The sequence below is a fragment of the Stenotrophomonas sp. HMWF003 genome (assembly GCF_003061285.1).
In the GTDB taxonomy this organism is placed as follows: Bacteria; Pseudomonadota; Gammaproteobacteria; order Xanthomonadales; family Xanthomonadaceae; genus Stenotrophomonas; species Stenotrophomonas maltophilia_AP.
In genome coordinates, this window is sequence record NZ_QAIW01000153.1 from 1,473 (window position 1) to 16,679 (window position 15,207).

The 15,207-nt window shown below is 69.1% G+C and carries 14 protein-coding genes; 7 read left to right on the top strand and 7 right to left on the bottom strand.

Features of this window, described 5'->3' with window-relative positions:
• Positions 1-135: helix-turn-helix domain-containing protein (locus DBR34_RS22220; RefSeq protein WP_258223703.1), on the top strand; the 135-nt coding region annotated here is incomplete at its 5' end.
• Between the two features lie 100 nt (positions 136-235).
• On the opposite strand, the gene DBR34_RS05885 is transcribed toward DBR34_RS22220, so the two are convergent.
• From DBR34_RS05885 to DBR34_RS05905, 5 genes are all read right to left on the bottom strand, one after another.
• A complete protein-coding gene (locus DBR34_RS05885) occupies positions 236-1,429 on the bottom strand; it encodes an ABC transporter permease (RefSeq protein WP_128096076.1) in 1,194 nt (397 codons plus the stop codon).
• Positions 1,417-2,163: an ATP-binding cassette domain-containing protein gene (locus tag DBR34_RS05890; RefSeq protein ID WP_128096077.1), complete on the bottom strand. Its 747-nt coding sequence runs from the start codon at positions 2,161-2,163 to the stop codon at positions 1,417-1,419. Before DBR34_RS05890 ends, DBR34_RS05885 begins: the two co-directional genes overlap by 13 nt.
• Positions 2,160-3,671: an alpha/beta hydrolase gene (locus tag DBR34_RS05895; RefSeq protein WP_128096078.1), complete on the bottom strand. Its 1,512-nt coding sequence runs from the start codon at positions 3,669-3,671 to the stop codon at positions 2,160-2,162. The genes DBR34_RS05890 and DBR34_RS05895 overlap by 4 nt, the downstream gene beginning before the upstream one ends.
• A gap of 107 nt (positions 3,672-3,778) precedes the next feature.
• Positions 3,779-4,945, bottom strand: a complete 1,167-nt coding sequence (locus tag DBR34_RS05900) for a GGDEF domain-containing protein (protein ID WP_128096079.1) — start codon at positions 4,943-4,945, stop codon at positions 3,779-3,781.
• 51 nt (positions 4,946-4,996) lie between these two features.
• Positions 4,997-5,746: a ferredoxin--NADP reductase gene (locus tag DBR34_RS05905; RefSeq protein ID WP_128096080.1), complete on the bottom strand. Its 750-nt coding sequence runs from the start codon at positions 5,744-5,746 to the stop codon at positions 4,997-4,999.
• A gap of 104 nt (positions 5,747-5,850) precedes the next feature.
• Here DBR34_RS05905 and DBR34_RS05910 point away from each other — a divergent pair, with 104 nt between their 5' ends.
• The 4 genes from DBR34_RS05910 to DBR34_RS05925 all read left to right on the top strand — a co-directional run bounded on the left by DBR34_RS05910 (position 5,851) and on the right by DBR34_RS05925 (position 10,024).
• Positions 5,851-6,810 carry an ABC transporter ATP-binding protein gene (locus tag DBR34_RS05910; RefSeq protein WP_128096081.1) on the top strand — a complete coding sequence of 320 codons (960 nt, stop codon included), beginning with the start codon at positions 5,851-5,853 and terminating at the stop codon, positions 6,808-6,810.
• Positions 6,807-7,607: an ABC transporter permease gene (locus tag DBR34_RS05915; RefSeq protein ID WP_128096082.1), complete on the top strand. Its 801-nt coding sequence runs from the start codon at positions 6,807-6,809 to the stop codon at positions 7,605-7,607. The genes DBR34_RS05910 and DBR34_RS05915 overlap by 4 nt, the downstream gene beginning before the upstream one ends.
• 591 nt (positions 7,608-8,198) lie before the next feature.
• On the top strand, positions 8,199-9,137 hold the full coding sequence (gene panE / locus DBR34_RS05920; protein WP_128096083.1) for a 2-dehydropantoate 2-reductase: 939 nt from the start codon (positions 8,199-8,201) through the stop codon (positions 9,135-9,137).
• A 2-nt stretch (positions 9,138-9,139) separates the two neighbouring features.
• The gene (locus DBR34_RS05925) at positions 9,140-10,024 is read left to right on the top strand and encodes an NAD-dependent epimerase/dehydratase family protein (protein ID WP_181393910.1); all 885 of its coding nucleotides are present in this window, start codon (positions 9,140-9,142) and stop codon (positions 10,022-10,024) included.
• Between the two features lie 27 nt (positions 10,025-10,051).
• Here DBR34_RS05925 and DBR34_RS05930 read toward each other — a convergent pair whose 3' ends face one another.
• Complete coding sequence (locus DBR34_RS05930) at positions 10,052-10,867, bottom strand: TatD family hydrolase (protein ID WP_128096084.1); 816 nt, start codon at positions 10,865-10,867, stop codon at positions 10,052-10,054.
• Positions 10,868-10,918: 51 nt separating this feature from the next.
• A complete protein-coding gene (locus tag DBR34_RS05935; protein WP_128096085.1) occupies positions 10,919-11,818 on the bottom strand; it encodes a hypothetical protein in 900 nt (299 codons plus the stop codon).
• A 233-nt stretch (positions 11,819-12,051) separates the two neighbouring features.
• On the opposite strand from DBR34_RS05935, the gene hrpB reads away from it, so the two are divergent.
• Positions 12,052-14,556 carry an ATP-dependent helicase HrpB gene (gene hrpB, locus DBR34_RS05940; protein WP_128096086.1) on the top strand — a complete coding sequence of 835 codons (2,505 nt, stop codon included), beginning with the start codon at positions 12,052-12,054 and terminating at the stop codon, positions 14,554-14,556.
• A gap of 162 nt (positions 14,557-14,718) precedes the next feature.
• Positions 14,719-15,108, top strand: coding sequence for a hypothetical protein (locus DBR34_RS05945; protein WP_038685585.1), 390 nt, complete (start codon positions 14,719-14,721; stop codon positions 15,106-15,108).
• Positions 15,109-15,207: the final 99 nt, after the last annotated feature.

Consider the following 15,207-nt stretch of genomic DNA (forward strand, 5'->3'; position numbering starts at 1 on the left):
CGGCTGGCGGCAGGTGACACGGTCACGGCGACCGCGCTGGCGTTGGGATATGAGACCACCAGCGCGTTCATCGCGGTATTCAAACGCGAACTGGGCGATACACCGGCGCGGTACGCGCGGGATGCACGCGGATGAGAGCGGCCGCCGAGGGGACAGCCACGCGTGGCGTGGCTCTACCTTGTGGGGAGCGAAGCAGAAAGGGGGCGATGGCGCACTCGCCATCGCCCCGGTGTGCTCAACCCGAAATCGCCAACCGCTCCTGGTGGTAACGGCGCACCGCCGCATACCACAGCACCGCGGCAAGGCCGAAGCCGGCGGCCAGATAGACGGCCCACATCTGCATGCTGATCGCCTCGTGGCGGATGATCTTCAGCAACATCTGGTTCTGCGCCAGGAACGGCACCGCGAACTGCCACAGCTCGCTCTTCAGCGGATACACCATCAGCGCGTAGCCGGGCAGCATCGGCAGCAGCATCAGCCAGGTCATGTGGCTCTGGGCTTCTTTCATGCTCTTGGCCGCCGCCGACAGGAAGGTCAGCAGCGAGGTGCCGATGAACAGCATCGGCAGCATGATCAGCAGCATCTGCGCCATCGGCAGGAAGCCCATGTTCAGTTGCCGCCCTGCACCGCTGCTGGACAGCTGCGCACTCAGCTTGAACGCGAGCAGGGTGAGCAGCAGCGACGCCATGCCGACCACGCAGGCGGCGGCGATCTTGCCGCTGACGATTGCACTCCGCGATGCCGGGGTGGCCAGCAGCGGCTCCAGCGATTGGCGCTCGCGCTCACCGGCGGTGGTGTCCATCACCAGGTAGGCACCGCCCAGGAACGAGGTGATGGTCAGCAGCACCGGCAGCAGGAACGACAGCACCTGCCCGCGCTTGGCCTCGGCGGTGGCCAGGTCCTGGGTGGCCAGGTCCAGCGGCCGCGCGACCTGCGCATCCACGCCACGGGCAAGCAGGCGCAGCGCGCCCACCTGCTGGTTGTAGCCGGCCAGCGCGGTCTGCAGGCGCATGCTCGGGATGTCGGCGGCGCGGCGGGTGCTGTCCTTGACGATCTCCACCAGCGCCGGGCGCCCTTCGGCCCAGTCCTTGCCGAAGTCCGGGCTGATCCGCAGCGCGACGTCGATCTGCTGGTCGCGGATGGCGGCGGTCAGGTCCTTGGGCGCATCCACTGCGTTGAGCCCCTGCGCGGCCAGGAAACGCACCAGGTTGGGGGCGTTCTCGCGGCCGATGGTGGCGATCTCCAGCGGTTTGTCGATCTGGGTCTTGACCCGGCTTTCGGCCAGCTTGCCCATGCCCAGGATCAGGATGGGGTACAGCAGCGGGCCCAGCAGCAGGGTCAGCGCGAGGGTGCGACGGTCGCGGGAAAGATCGCGCAGTTCCTTGCGCATCACGGTCAACAACGTGCTCAACGAACTCATGCGTGCAATCCTTCTTCCGAACCGATCACCTTGACGAAGGCATCTTCCAGGTTGTCTTCCCCGGTCTGTGCACGCAGCTCATCGGCGCTGCCGGCCGCCATGACCGTGCCATGGGCGATGATCACGATGCGATCGCACAGCGCGGCCACCTCCTGCATGATGTGGCTGGAGAAGATCACGCAGCGGCCTTCGTCGCGCAGGCCACGCAGGAAGCCACGCAGCGCGCGCGTGGTCATCACGTCCAGGCCGTTGGTGGGTTCATCCAGGATCACGTTGCGCGGGTCGTGCACCAGCGCGCGGGCGATGGCGGTCTTGGTCCGCTGGCCCTGCGAGAAGCCGTCGGTCTGGCGGTCCAGGATGTCCTCCATGTCCAGCGCCTGCGACAGCACCTGGGTACGTTCGCGGATCTGCGCGGCGCTCATGCCGTGCAGTTGGCCGAAGTAGGCGATGTTCTCGCGGGCGGTCAGGCGCTTGTACACGCCACGCGCGTCGGGCAGCACGCCCAGCCGGCGGCGTACCGCGACCGCATCGCTGGCCGCGTCGATGCCGTCCACCAGCACGCGGCCCTGGTCGGGCGTCATCAGCGTGTACAGCATGCGCATGGTGGTGGTCTTGCCGGCGCCGTTGGGGCCGAGCAGGCCGGTGATCTGGCCGTCCTCGGCCTGGAAGCCGACGTTCTCCACCGCGTTGATCAGGCCGGTCTTGGTCTTGAAGGCTTTGTGCAGGTTCTCGGCGACGATCATGGTTCCCATCCGTTGAACGAGGTGAAGGCCGGCACCGGGCTCAGCGAGTCCAGGCAGGTGGCGTCGAGCGATGTGGCGTCTGCCTTGTCCATGAACTGGCCCAGCAGGCGCGGCATGCAGCCGGCGTTGAGGGTGCCGTGGCCCTGGCCCTTGGCGATCAGGTGACGGCCATTGGGCAGGGTCTTGAGCACCTGCTCGGCGTAGCGCGGCGGGGTGACCGGATCGAACTGGCCCGACAGCAGCAGTACCGGCAGGTCGCTCTTCAGCGGCGCGGTGAACTCCTTCGGACGCGTGCCGACCTTCCAGCCCGGGCAGGCGGCGAAGAACATGCGCGCCACTTCCGGACCGAGCAGGCGATCGCTGGCGGCCGGCTCCTGGTAGCGGTCGGCATCCTCGGCGCAGATCACCGACCACTGCATGCCGCGGTTCATCTGCACGCCCAGCGAGCGGCTGGCCATGCTGCTCAGCGACATCAGCGGGGCGTAGCGGCCATGCGCGGCTTCATCCAGCACCACCGGCAGCAGCGAGGACAGTTCGGGCATGTAGGAGAACATGAAGGCCAGGCCGGTGACCGAATCGGACATCAGCACATCGCGCTTGGTTTCGGCGGTGCCCGGGTCGCGGTACTCGACCTCGACCGGGGCCTTGGCCAGCGCGTCCATCACGTTCTTGAGCTGGGTGCGCGTATCGACCGGGAAGCGCTTGGCGCAGGCGGCGTCCTTGCTGCACTGCGCCGCCTGCAGGTCGATGGCGGCTTCAAACGTGTTGGCGAAATCACCGCCCACCACCACGTCGTTCGGGGCCACCCCGTCGATCACCACCGCACGCGTGTGCTGCGGGTAGTGCGCGGCGTACTGCTGGGCCACGCGGGTGCCGTAGGAGCCGCCGATCAGGTTGATCTTGTCCACGCCGAGCGCCGCGCGCACGGTGTCGATGTCGGCGATGGCCTGGGTAGTGGTGTAGAAGCGGGTATCGGCGCGGCTGGCCAACGACGCGGCGCACTGCGCGGCGAAGTCGGCAATGGCCTGGGTGGTCGGGGCGATGCTGTCGTCCAGCGCCATTTCCTTGCCATCCGCCCCCAGGCAGGTGAGCGGGTTGGATTTGCCGGTGCCGCGCTGGTCAACCAGGATGATGTCGCGTTGTTTGCGCACTTCGCGCAACGCCACGTTGATCACCGCCGCCACTTCGGTCGCCGCCTGGCCCGGCCCACCGGCCAGGAAGAACACCGGGTCGCCCTTGCCCTCGCCTTCGTTGCTGGTATCCAGCCAGGCGATGTTCAACCCGATCTTGCGCCCGTCCGGCGCGGCCGGGTTCTCGGCCACCTGCAGGGTGGCGCACTGCGCTTCCACGTTGTCGCTGGCCTGGGTGCTGGTCAGCGTGCACGGCTTGAACGTCAGGTGTCCGTACTGGCGTTGCGCAGCTTCCGGGGTGGCCTCCGGTGTGGCCTGGCAGGCGGCCAGCAGCAGCAAGGCTGCGCCGGTCGCCAAGGGACGGCAGGAAACTCGCATGTTCGATCGCATCCTGGATTGAAGGGTCTCAGCATGCCATGACGAAGGGGCGCGCTGGATGTGACCAGCGCCCTGCCCGCTCGGCGGACGCCTCGCGCCGGCCGGGCTCAGGCAGGCAGTGGCACCGCACTGACAGTGCGATCGCGGCCGTCGGCCTTGGCCTGGTAAAGCGCCCGGTCGGCGGCGGCCAGCAAGGCTGCCAGGTCGTGCGCGCCCGTGCCGACCACCAGCCCGATGCTGGTGGTGACCACCACCGGCGTGTCGCCCACGTGTGCGGGATGGGCCTGCAGCTGCGCACGAATGCTGGCCGCCTGTTGCCGGGCCCGGGCGTGATCGGCCCCCGGCAACAGCACCACGAACTCCTCCCCGCCGTAGCGGCCCAGCAGATGCTGCTGGCTGGCCAGGCTGCCGGCCAGGACCGCAGCAAAGTGGTGCAGCACCTGGTCGCCGGTGAGATGCCCCCAGCGGTCGTTGATCTGCTTGAAGTGGTCCACGTCCAGCAGCAGCAGGGCCAACGGTTGTTGCTGCCGTTGGCACTGCAGCAGGCATGCCTGGCCATCGGCCAACACCGCCCCGCGGTTGAGCAGGCCGGTCAGGCCGTCGGTGCGTGCCGCGCGGCGAAGGTCGACCAGCATCCGCTCCACCAGCAGCAGGACCAGTGCGAAGCAACGGGCCAGCTCCAGGAAGATGCCCGCGAGGTAGGTGGCGAACATCGGCGCGCCGGCCCGGAAGATGTCCTGCCCGGCATCGGGGGCCACCGGCAGCCACAGCCGCACCAGGTACACCACCGCTTCGGCCGCGAAGATGGCCGCAGCCAGCCAGCAGCTGGTGCGCTGCTGGGGCGGCGCATGGCGTACCAGCATCCAGGCCATCCAGCTGTTGACCAGCACCGAGAACAGGCTGGCCACGTTGAGCCGGACGGCCAGGTTCGGGAACGGCACCACGAACACCACGATGCCGGCCACGTACGCACCGGCCAGCACGGCCGGCTGCCAGGCCGGCAGCGGGCGCTGCAAGTGGCGCGCCACGCCGTACAGCATCAGCACCGCCGAGAGCGCCAGCACCGCATTGCCGAAGATCACCAGGGGAACGACCGGCAGCTGCGCGCGCAGCGCCACCGAGGTCAGGCTGAGCGCCAGCAGCCACAGGCTGGCCGTCCACAGGCGCAGCGCCGGTTGCCCGCGCAGGACCAGCAACAGCAATGAGAAGCCCACTGCGATGCCCAGGCACAGCAGGTAGCCGAGCACGGCAACGGTGGGGAAATCCAGGGACATGCGGCCTCGCGCATGAGGGCGGCGCGCGCATCTTAGCGCGCGCCGTGCAGGTTACTTGCTGCTGACGTACTTCTCGCGCCGCACCTGCGGGGTGGGCAGGCCAGCCTCCTTCAACGCCTCGAAGGTGGCGTCGACCATGTCCGGGTTGCCGCACAGGTAGGCGATGTCGGTGGCCGGGTTCGGCGCGAACGCGGCCAGGTGCTGCTGCACGTAGCCGTGGCGCACGTCCGGGTGCGGGTTGTCGGGCAGCTCGCGGGACAGGCACGGTACGTAGCGGAAGCCCGGGTGCGCGGCCGCGAAGGCATAGAAGTCGTCGCTGTAGAGCAGCTCGGCGGGGGTGCGGGCGCCCTGCAGCAGCACCACCTCCACCCCGCGCTCGGCCATGGCGGTGGCCAGCAGCGGCAGCATCGAGCGGTACGGGGTGACCCCGGTGCCGGTGGCGATCAGCAGGTAGCGGGCGTTGTGGTCGCCCGGCTGCAGGCAGAACCGGCCGAACGGGCCGCTGGCGGTGACGTGGCCGCCGATGTCCAGGCCCTCGAACAGGGCCGTGGCGGCGCCACCGGGGACGAAGCTGACCGCGATATCGACCGCCTCGCCCGGGGCCAGGGCGTGATCATGAATGGTAGCCAGCGAGTAACTGCGCTTGGTGGCGGTGCCGTCGGCGTACTCGAAATGGACCTGGATGAACTGGCCGGGCTGGAAATCCAGCGGCTGGCCGTCATCTCGCAGGAACTGGTAGTGGCCGACGGTCGGGGCCAGCATGCGCCGGTCGACCAGTTTGAGGGGGAATTGAACAGGCACGGCTTTTCGGGACAGTGTGTAGCCGGGGCAAGCCCTCGGGGTCTTCTATAATAGCCGCTCCCCGCCCCTATCCAGCGCCAGCCCATGGGCGCGAAGGCAAGAGCTTGGCTTCCCAGAACACTTCCGCGACCGGTACGGCCCCCGCCCTGCGGGTCCGTGACCTCCGTAAAACCTATGACAACGGCACCCAGGCCCTGAAGGGCGTCTCGCTGGACGTGGCCCCGGGCGACTTCTTCGCCCTGCTGGGCCCCAACGGCGCCGGCAAGTCGACCCTGATCGGCATCATCAGCTCGCTGGTGAACCTCAGCGAGGGCCAGGTCGAGGTCTTCGGCAGCGACCTGGTCCGCAACCGCAGCGCCACGATGCGCCTGATCGGCCTGGTACCGCAGGAAATCAACTTCAACCTGTTCGAAAAGCCCTTCGACATCCTGGTCAACTACGCCGGTTTCTATGGCGTGGCCCGTGCCGAGGCCGAGAAGATGGCCGAAGAGGAGCTCAAGCGTGCCCACCTGTGGGACAAGGCCCAGGTGATGAGCCGCACCCTGTCCGGCGGCATGAAGCGCCGGCTGATGATCGCCCGCGCGATGATGACCCGACCGCGCCTGCTGATCCTGGATGAGCCGACGGCCGGGGTGGACATCGAGATCCGCCGCGACATGTGGCGGGTGCTCAAGGAGATCAATGCCGCCGGCACCACGATCATCCTGACCACCCATTACCTGGAAGAGGCCGAGCACCTGTGCCGCAACCTGGCCATCATCAACCACGGCCAGATCGTCACCCAGGGTCCGATGCGCGAGCTGCTGGCCAAGCTGGACGTGGAGGGCTTCCTGTTCGACATCGACGGCAGCCTGCCGGCCGAGCTGCCGGTGATCGAAGGCGCCACGCTGATCGCCACCGACGGGCACACGCTGGACGTGGACATGCCGCGTGCGATGGACCTCAACCGGGTGTTTGAAGCACTGAACGCGGCCGGTATCCGGGTGCGTTCGATGCGGACCAAGAGCAACCGCCTGGAGGAGCTGTTCGTGCGCCTCACCGGCAACCAGGAGAATGCGGCATGAGCACCACCCCTACCCCGGTCCTGACCGACGGCCAGCGCAACCGGATCGCGTTGATGACGATCGTGCGCCGCGAAGTGGCGCGCATCCTGCGCATCTGGGGCCAGACCCTGGTGCCGCCGGCGATCACCATGACGCTGTACTTCCTGATCTTCGGCGGGCTGATCGGTTCGCGCGTGGGCGACATGGGCGGCTACACCTACATGCAGTTCATCGTGCCGGGCCTGGTGATGATGAGCGTGATCCAGAACAGTTACGGCAACATCAGTTCGTCGTTCTTCGGGGCCAAGTTCGGCCGCCACGTGGAAGAGCTGCTGGTGAGCCCGATGCCGAACTGGGTGATCCTGTGGGGCTATGTGTCCGGTGCGGTGCTGCGCGGGCTGATGGTCGGCGTGATCGTGCTGATCATCGCGATGTTCTTCACCCCGGTGCGCATTCCGCATCCGCTGGTGACGCTGACCACGGTGATCCTGGGCGCGACGATCTTCTCGCTGGCCGGCTTCATCAACGCGGTGTATGCGAAGAAGTTCGACGACGTGGCGATCGTGCCGACCTTCATCCTGACCCCGCTGACCTACCTGGGCGGTGTGTTCTATTCGGTGCAGCTGCTGCCGACGTGGGCGGAGGCGGCGACGCACGCGAATCCGATTTTCTACATGGTCAATGCGTTCCGCTACGGGCTGCTGGGCACCAGTGATGTGCCGCTGTGGGTGGCGTATGCGCTGATGATCGGCTTCGTGGTGGCGCTGACGGCGCTGGCGTTGTGGCTGCTCAAGCGCGGCGTGGGCATGCGGAGCTGAGGGGTGTTTTGCCGGGCCTGCGGCCCGGCGGCCCGCTTTACTGCCACTGCCACTGCCACTGCCACTGCCAGAGCTGGAGCTGGAGCAACTGCAACAGCAACTGCGGCTCTGGGTTGAAATGGGGGCAGGCGGGGTGTGTGAGTCCGCGGGGGACGCTGCGAGTACGTCCCTGTAGGCTCGGTCGCGCCATCCATGGCGCTCACGCCCCCGCAAACTCACACACTCCGCCTTCGATAGTTTCCCGGTGACGGCTGTAGGGTCACGGTAGTGCCGGCCGCTGGCCGGCAACCGCGCGGCAACGATTACTGTGGAGCCGGGCATTTGCCCGGCTCTTTTCGTTTGCGGTTGGATGGACTTTGAAATTGTGGGAGAGAAATCCGGGGGGGTGACGGGTGGTCCTCTTTGCTGCGCGCGAGACTCTCCGTCTTTTGAAAAAAATGGATAGGGTTGTACTGCGTGTTTGTCGCCGTGCTCGGAATCCATCGGTCCTGCTCACGCTCCCCCTCCACCACCCGCCACATAGCGCCCTGCGGGTGGTGAAAAACTCCGGCACAATCGTGGGGTGAATCCCCCAACTGCAGTGAGCGTGCGATGCGTATCCTGATCCTCGGCGCCGGTGGTACCGGTGGTTATTTTGGTGGTCGGCTGGCCCAGGCCGGTGTGGATGTGACCTTCCTGGTGCGCCCGGCGCGCGCGGCGCAGCTGGCGGCCGAGGGGCTGGTGATCCGGAGTCCGGTTGGCGACGCGACGTTCCCGGTAAAGCACGTCATCGCCGACGCGCTGCCTGCGTTGGCCGCGGCGCAGCCGTTCGATCTGGTGATGCTGAGCTGCAAGGCGTACGACCTGGACAGTTCGATCGAGGCGATTGCCCCGGCGATGGGACCGCGTACGACGCTGCTGCCGATCCTCAATGGGCTGCACCACTACGCGGCACTGGATGCGCGTTTCGGGCGCGATGCGGTGCTGGGTGGGCTGTGTTTCATCAGTGCGACCAAGGCCGCCGATGGCGCGGTGCTGCACCTGGCACCAGCGGCCAAGCTGACCTTCGGCGAGCGCGATGGCACCGGCAGCAGCGCGCGGGTGTTGGCGCTGGCGGCCGCGTGCGTGCAGGCGAACGTGGACCATGTGGCCAGCGATGCGATCGGGCAGGAGCAGTGGATCAAGTACACGTTCCTGACCACGCTGGCGGCATCCACCTGCCTGATGCGCGCCGATGTGGGCACGATCGTGGCCACCGACGACGGGGCGGCGATCGTGCGTGGGCTGTATGACGAATGCCTGGCGGTGGCCGATGCGGCGGGCGAGCCGATTCCGGCCAAGGCGCGCGAGGTCGCGCTGACGGCTACCACCCAGGCCGGCTCGGGCTTGAAGGCCTCCATGCTGCGCGACCTGGAAGCGGGCCAGCAGGTGGAGGCCGAGCAGATCGTGGGCGACATGCTGGCGCGCGCACGCGCCGCCGGGCAGACGGCACCGCTGCTGGCGGTGGCCTACAGCCACCTGCAGGCCTACCAGCGCCAGCGCGGCGCCTGAGCATGGACATCGCTGCGCCGGCGCAGGTGCTGGTGCTGGGCATGGGCTACAGCGGGCGGCACCTGGCCGCCCTGCTGCAGTCCCAGGGCGTTGCGTGCAGTGGCACCGTGCGCGACCCCGGCGCGGCTCCCGATGACGGGCTGACGCGGCATCGGCTGGCCGAGGGCGTGCCGGTCGATGACGGACTGCGTGCGGCGATCCGGCGCGCGGACGCGATTGTGTGCAGCGTGCCGCCGGAGGAGGCGGGCGACCCGGCGCTGCGCCTGCTCTCCGATGCGCTGCACGACAGCCCGGCGCTGCGCTGGGTGGGCTACCTGTCCTCGACGGCGGTCTATGCCGACCGCGACGGGGGCTGGGTCGACGAACAGTCCAGTGCCGATGCGGACAACGACACCGCGCTGCGGCGGCTACGCGCCGAGCAGCAGTGGCGCGCGTTCGCGCAGGTACGCGGTCTCGCCTCGGCGGTGTTCCGCCTGCCCGCCCTGTACGGTCGCGGGCGCAACGCGCTGGTGCAGCTGGCGCAGGGCAAGGCCCGGCACGTGATCCGGCCCGGGCTGGTCTTCAATCGACTGCATGTGGAGGACCTGGCCGCTGCGGTGCTGGCGGCGATGCGGCGTCCGCAGGGCCACGCGCTGTATCTGCCGGCCGACGATGCGCCGGCCCCGCCGCAGGACGTACTGGCGCATGCCGCGCTGCTGAGTGGCCTGCCGTTGCCGGTGGCACAGGCCTGGGATGATCCGGCCGTCCCCGCCTCGCTGCGCCGCTTCTACGCCAGCAACAAACGCATCGACAGCCGCGGCACGCGCGCGGCCCTGCAGTGGCAGCCCCGCTTCGCGACCTATCGCGACGGCCTGGCCGACGCCTGGGCGAACGGCGACGGCCGGTAGCCCACGACCGGTGGTCGTGGGGAGGTATCAGGCCACCTCAGGCAACCGGAAGAACGCGCGCGTGGCCGCCGTCGCATTGGCGGCCGTGGTGTCCACGTCTTCGCCCCGATCGCGCGCCAGCTCCTCGACGATATGCGACAGGAACATCGGCTCGTTGCGGCGGTCCTTGGGCATCGGCTTGAGCGAGCGCGGCAGCAGGTACGGCGCGTCGGTTTCGATCATCAGGCGGTTGGCCGGGATGTGTTTCACCAGCTCGCGCAGGTGCCCGCCGCGGCGTTCGTCGCACAACCAGCCGGTGATGCCGATGTACCAGTCCTGGTCCAGGTAATCGAACAGTTCCTGGCGTTCGCCGGTGAAGCAGTGCACCACCGCCGCGCCCAGACGGCCGTCGAAGTTCTTCATCTGCGCCATGAAATCGGCGTGCGCATCGCGCTGGTGCAGGAACAGCGGCTTGCGCGCCCCATCGGCAGCCACCACGTCGGCGGCCAGCTGCAGCTGGCGCTCGAAGGCGCGGTGCTGGGCCGGGCGCGGGGCGAAGTCACGGAAGTAATCCAACCCGCACTCACCCACCGCCACCACCTCGGCGTGCGCATGCAGCGCGCGCATCTCGGCATCGCATTCGTCGGTGTACTCCACCGCGTGGTGCGGGTGCACCCCGGCGGTGGCATACAGGACGCCCGGATGCTGGCGTGCCAGCTCGAGCGCCATCGGCGAATGCTCGCGGCTGGCGCCGGTGATGATCATCTGTGCCACCCCCGCCTCGCGGGCACGCGCCAGCACGGCGTCACGGTCGCGGTCGAAGGAGTCGTGGGTGAGGTTGGCGCCGATATCGATCAGTTGCATGGGGAGCTACAAGGCAGGTAACCCGCGCATTGTAGCCGCCCCCGCCGAGGCTCACTCCGGATCCGGCCCGGTGAGCAGCCTCTGCACCAGTTCACGCGACAAACCCGTCAGCACGATCCGGTCGCCGTCGCGCATCACGGTGATGAACGGGTGCCCATCGCGTTCGAGGGTGTCGGCCGGTACGGGGCTGGCGTCGACCCTGCCATTCTCGGGAATGCGCAGATACCAGACTTCCGCGCACAACGCACAAAACGCCGGCAGCGGTTCCGGGTAGGTGCCGCCCCGGCCCGCCACCTCGGCGGTCTTCAACAAGGCCAGCAGACGCGGCAGCAGGTCACCGTGGGATGCGGCGTCCTCCAGGCCGATCGATGCGCCGAGGGCCTCGGGGGCGGTGCTCATGCTGAACAAGGTCGCGGTGGCACGCGAGCGCGGCACCAGGCTGGTGCGAAGCGACAGGCCCTGCCCCTTCCAGAGCGCCTCGCTGGCACCGTGCAGGAACGGCTGGAGATCGTGGTCGAAGCGCGTCAGCCACGCGTCGTACTGCAGGCGCGCCGCGTCCAGGTTCCAGAGCGGCAGCGTGCATTGCGCGCCCGGTGCCTGGCGCTGCCAACGTTCGGGAATCCCCACGCCCGCGCATTCGCGGCACACCAGCGCGGTGTCGGTCGGGCCCTCGAAGTGCAGGCTCGGCGCCTGCGTGTCGGCGCAGTCGTCACTGTCGAGCAGCAGGCGAAAGCCCGTGGTGCCGGCGCAGCGCACCAGCGTGTTGCTGTGCATGCCCAATGTGCTGCGGCCGAACTGCGAGAGCCAGACGAAAGCGCGGTCCTCGGCCAGCTGCAGGCTGGGGTAGAGCGGCTCGCGCAACGTGCCGTCGGCCACCGCGCGCCGGATCGCGGCCTCGTTGTCCAACCCGGCAGGCAGGTAGCGGGCCTCCAGCGTGGGCTGCAGCAGCATCGCCAGCGGGTGACCGTCGTAGGGCATGTGCAATCCCTCGCCCAGGTCGTCCGCAGGTGCCGCAGTGGGGCTGGCGGCGCTGACCGAGGCCAACGGACAGAGCAGAAGGAGCGACAACAACAGGCGAGCCAAGCGCAACATCTACACGTCCGGGTACGGCGGGGCGGCACAGGGAAGCATGCCTGCCGGCGGCTGGCAATCGGTGCGCCCGGCAGACACCGTATCCTTGCGCCATGACTGCCCCGATTTTTCCCATCTCCCCGCTGCTGCCGCAGATTCTCGACCACCTGGCCGACCACGCGCGCCTGGTGCTGGAAGCGCCGCCGGGCGCCGGCAAGACCACCCAGGTGCCATTGGCCCTGCTCGACGCGCCGTGGCTGCAAGGCCGCAGGATCATCATGCTGGAACCGCGCCGGGTGGCTGCGCGCAGCGCCGCGCAGTTCATGGCGCGGCAGTTGGGAGAAGCGGTGGGCGACACCGTCGGCTACCGCATCCGTTTCGAGAACAAGGTGTCGGCCCGCACCCGCGTCGAAGTGGTCACCGAAGGCATCCTGACCCGGATGCTGCAGGACGACCCGATGCTCGACGGCGTGGGCGCGCTGCTGTTCGATGAATTCCACGAGCGTCATCTGGCCGCCGATCTCGGCCTTGCACTGGCGCTGGATGTGCAGGCGCAGCTGCGCGAGGACCTGCGCATCGTGGTGATGTCGGCCACGCTGGATGGCGAGCGGCTGGCGCAGTTTCTCGACGCGCCCAGGCTCAGCAGCGAAGGCCGCAGCTTTCCGGTGGCGATCAGCCATTTCCCCGCCCGTCGCGAAGAATCGCTGGAAGCCCAGGCGCGGCGCGCGGTGGAACAGGCGCTGGCCGAGCATCCCGGCGATGTACTGGTGTTCCTGCCGGGCCAGCGCGAGATTGCGCGCACCCAGGCCGCGCTGGAGCAGGCCCTGCCAACCACGGTGCAGGTGCTGCCGCTGCACGGCGAGCTGCCGGTGGAGCAGCAGTCGCGCGTGCTGCAACCCGACCCGCAGGGCCAGCGCCGCGTGGTGCTGGCCACCAACGTGGCCGAATCCTCGGTCACGTTGCCGGGGGTGCGCGTGGTGATCGATGCCGGGTTGGCGCGCGAGCCGCGCTACGACCCCAACAGCGGCTTCGCACGGCTGGACGTGGTGAGCATCGCGCAGGCGTCGGCCGACCAGCGCGCCGGGCGTGCCGGACGTGTGGCCGATGGCTGGGCGTGGCGGCTGTGGCCGCAGTCGCAGCGGCTGGAGGCGCAGCGCCGGCCGGAGATGGCGCAGGTGGAGTTGACGTCGCTGGCATTGGAGCTGGCCGCGTGGGGCAGCGATGACCTGCGCTTCGTCGACCCGCCACCGGTGGGCGCACTGGCCGCCGCGCGCGAGCTGCTGCAGCGGCTGGGTGCGATGAGCGACAGCGGCGGGCTGACCGCGCTGGGCCGGCGCATGCTCACCCTGGGCACCCACCCACGGCTGGCGGCAATGCTGCTGGCCGCCCACGGCGGCAGCGAGCAGGCGCTGGCGTGCGACCTGGCCGCGCTGGTGGAAGCACGCGACCCGCTGCGCCACGGCGGTGACGCGCTGGCCGCGCGGTGGCGCGCCTTGGCCGCGTTCCGCCAGGGGCGCGCGCCGCACGATGCCAACCGCGGTGGGCTGGCCACCATCGATGCCGCCAGCACGCAGTGGCGGCGACGCCTGCGCTGTGACGCCGCGCCGCCCACGTCGGTGGAGGCACACCAGCTTGGCGACCTGCTGGCCCACGCCTTCCCTGACCGCATCGCCGCGCGCCACCCCACCGATCCGCTGCGCTACCTGCTGGCCAACGGGCGCAGTGCGCGCCTGTTCGACCCCAGTGATCTGCGTGGGGAACCGTGGCTGGTGGCGGTGGAACTGCGCTATGAGGCGCGTGATGCGTTGCTGCTGCGCGCCGCGCCGGTCGATGAAAACCGGCTGCGCCGCGATTTCCCCACCCGCTTCACCCAGCAGGACGTGGTGCGCTGGGACGGCGACAAGCGTGCCTTGGTGGCGCGCCGCGAAACCCGTTTCGACCGCATCGTGCTGGACAGCCGTTCGGCCGGGCGCGTGGATCCGGCGCATGCCGCGCAGGCGCTGACCGAGGCCGTGGCCGAACTCGGCATCGACGCGCTGCCGTGGACCGACGGCCTGCGCCAGTGGCAGGCACGGGCGCTGGCACTGCGTGCATGGATGCCCGAGCTGGACCTGCCGGACGTGTCCGATGCGGCCCTGATGGCGACGCTGCCGCAGTGGCTGACGCCTGCCTTCGCCGGCAAGACGCGGCTGGACGCGCTGGACGAGGCCAGCCTGGGCGAGGCGCTGAAGTCGCCGCTGCCGTGGGCGCAGCGGCAGCTGATCGATCGGCACGCGCCGGTGCGCATGGCGGTGCCGTCGGGCATGGAGCGGCCGATCCACTACGCGGTGGACGCCGATGGCGTGACCCCGCAGGGACCGGTGCTGGCGGTGAAGCTGCAGGAGCTGTTCGGGCTGGCCGACACCCCGCGCATCGCCGATGGCCGCGTGCCGCTCACCCTGCACCTGCTCTCGCCCGGCGGCCGCCCCCTGCAGGTCACCCAGGACCTGCGCAACTTCTGGGCCAACACCTACGCCGAGGTCAAAAAGGAGATGAAGGGCCGCTATCCCAGGCACCCGTGGCCGGACGATCCGTGGACGGCGACCGCCACGCACCGGGCCAAGCCGCGCGGGACGTAACGCGGCTGTCGCATTCATGGCTGCCGGCTGACCGCGTCATCGCGCCGCACTGCAACGGCGCGGGCAAGCCGCTACAGTCGTGATCCGGCCGTGGCAGGTGGCTAACACGCCCTACACGGCCCGCGCGCCACACTGGATCAGAACCGAGGCAAAGGAACCCCCATGAGCAGACTGACTGTGATTACCGACCGCGCCCTTGAGCGCGCCCTGGACCTGGCAAGCAGCGCGGGTGACGGCCTGAAGCATGCCGGTGGCAGCCTGCGTCACCTTGGCCCGCAGGCCACGGACTGGATCAAGACCGGTGCGGCGCTGGGCGCGGTGAAGACCGGCAGCAAGGTGGCCGCGAAGGTGGTCCGCCGCAATCCGGCCGTGACCATTGCCGCCGCCGCGGTGGGCGTGGGCCTGCTGGGCTACGCGCTGTACCGCAAGCAGCAGAAGAAGAAGCTCGCCAACGGCGGCGTGGTGGACGGCCAGGCGCAGCGCATCAGCGCCCGCAATCGCCGCACCAGCACCGTGGTCGATGAGCACAGCGATATCGGCAGCGACGCCTGATCTGCTGAGGCGTCACCGCAGGTGTATCGAAAGCCGCCGGCCTTGTCCGGCGGCTTTTTTTTGGTGGTTCTGCCGCCTGCGTGGCGCAGCATGCGTACC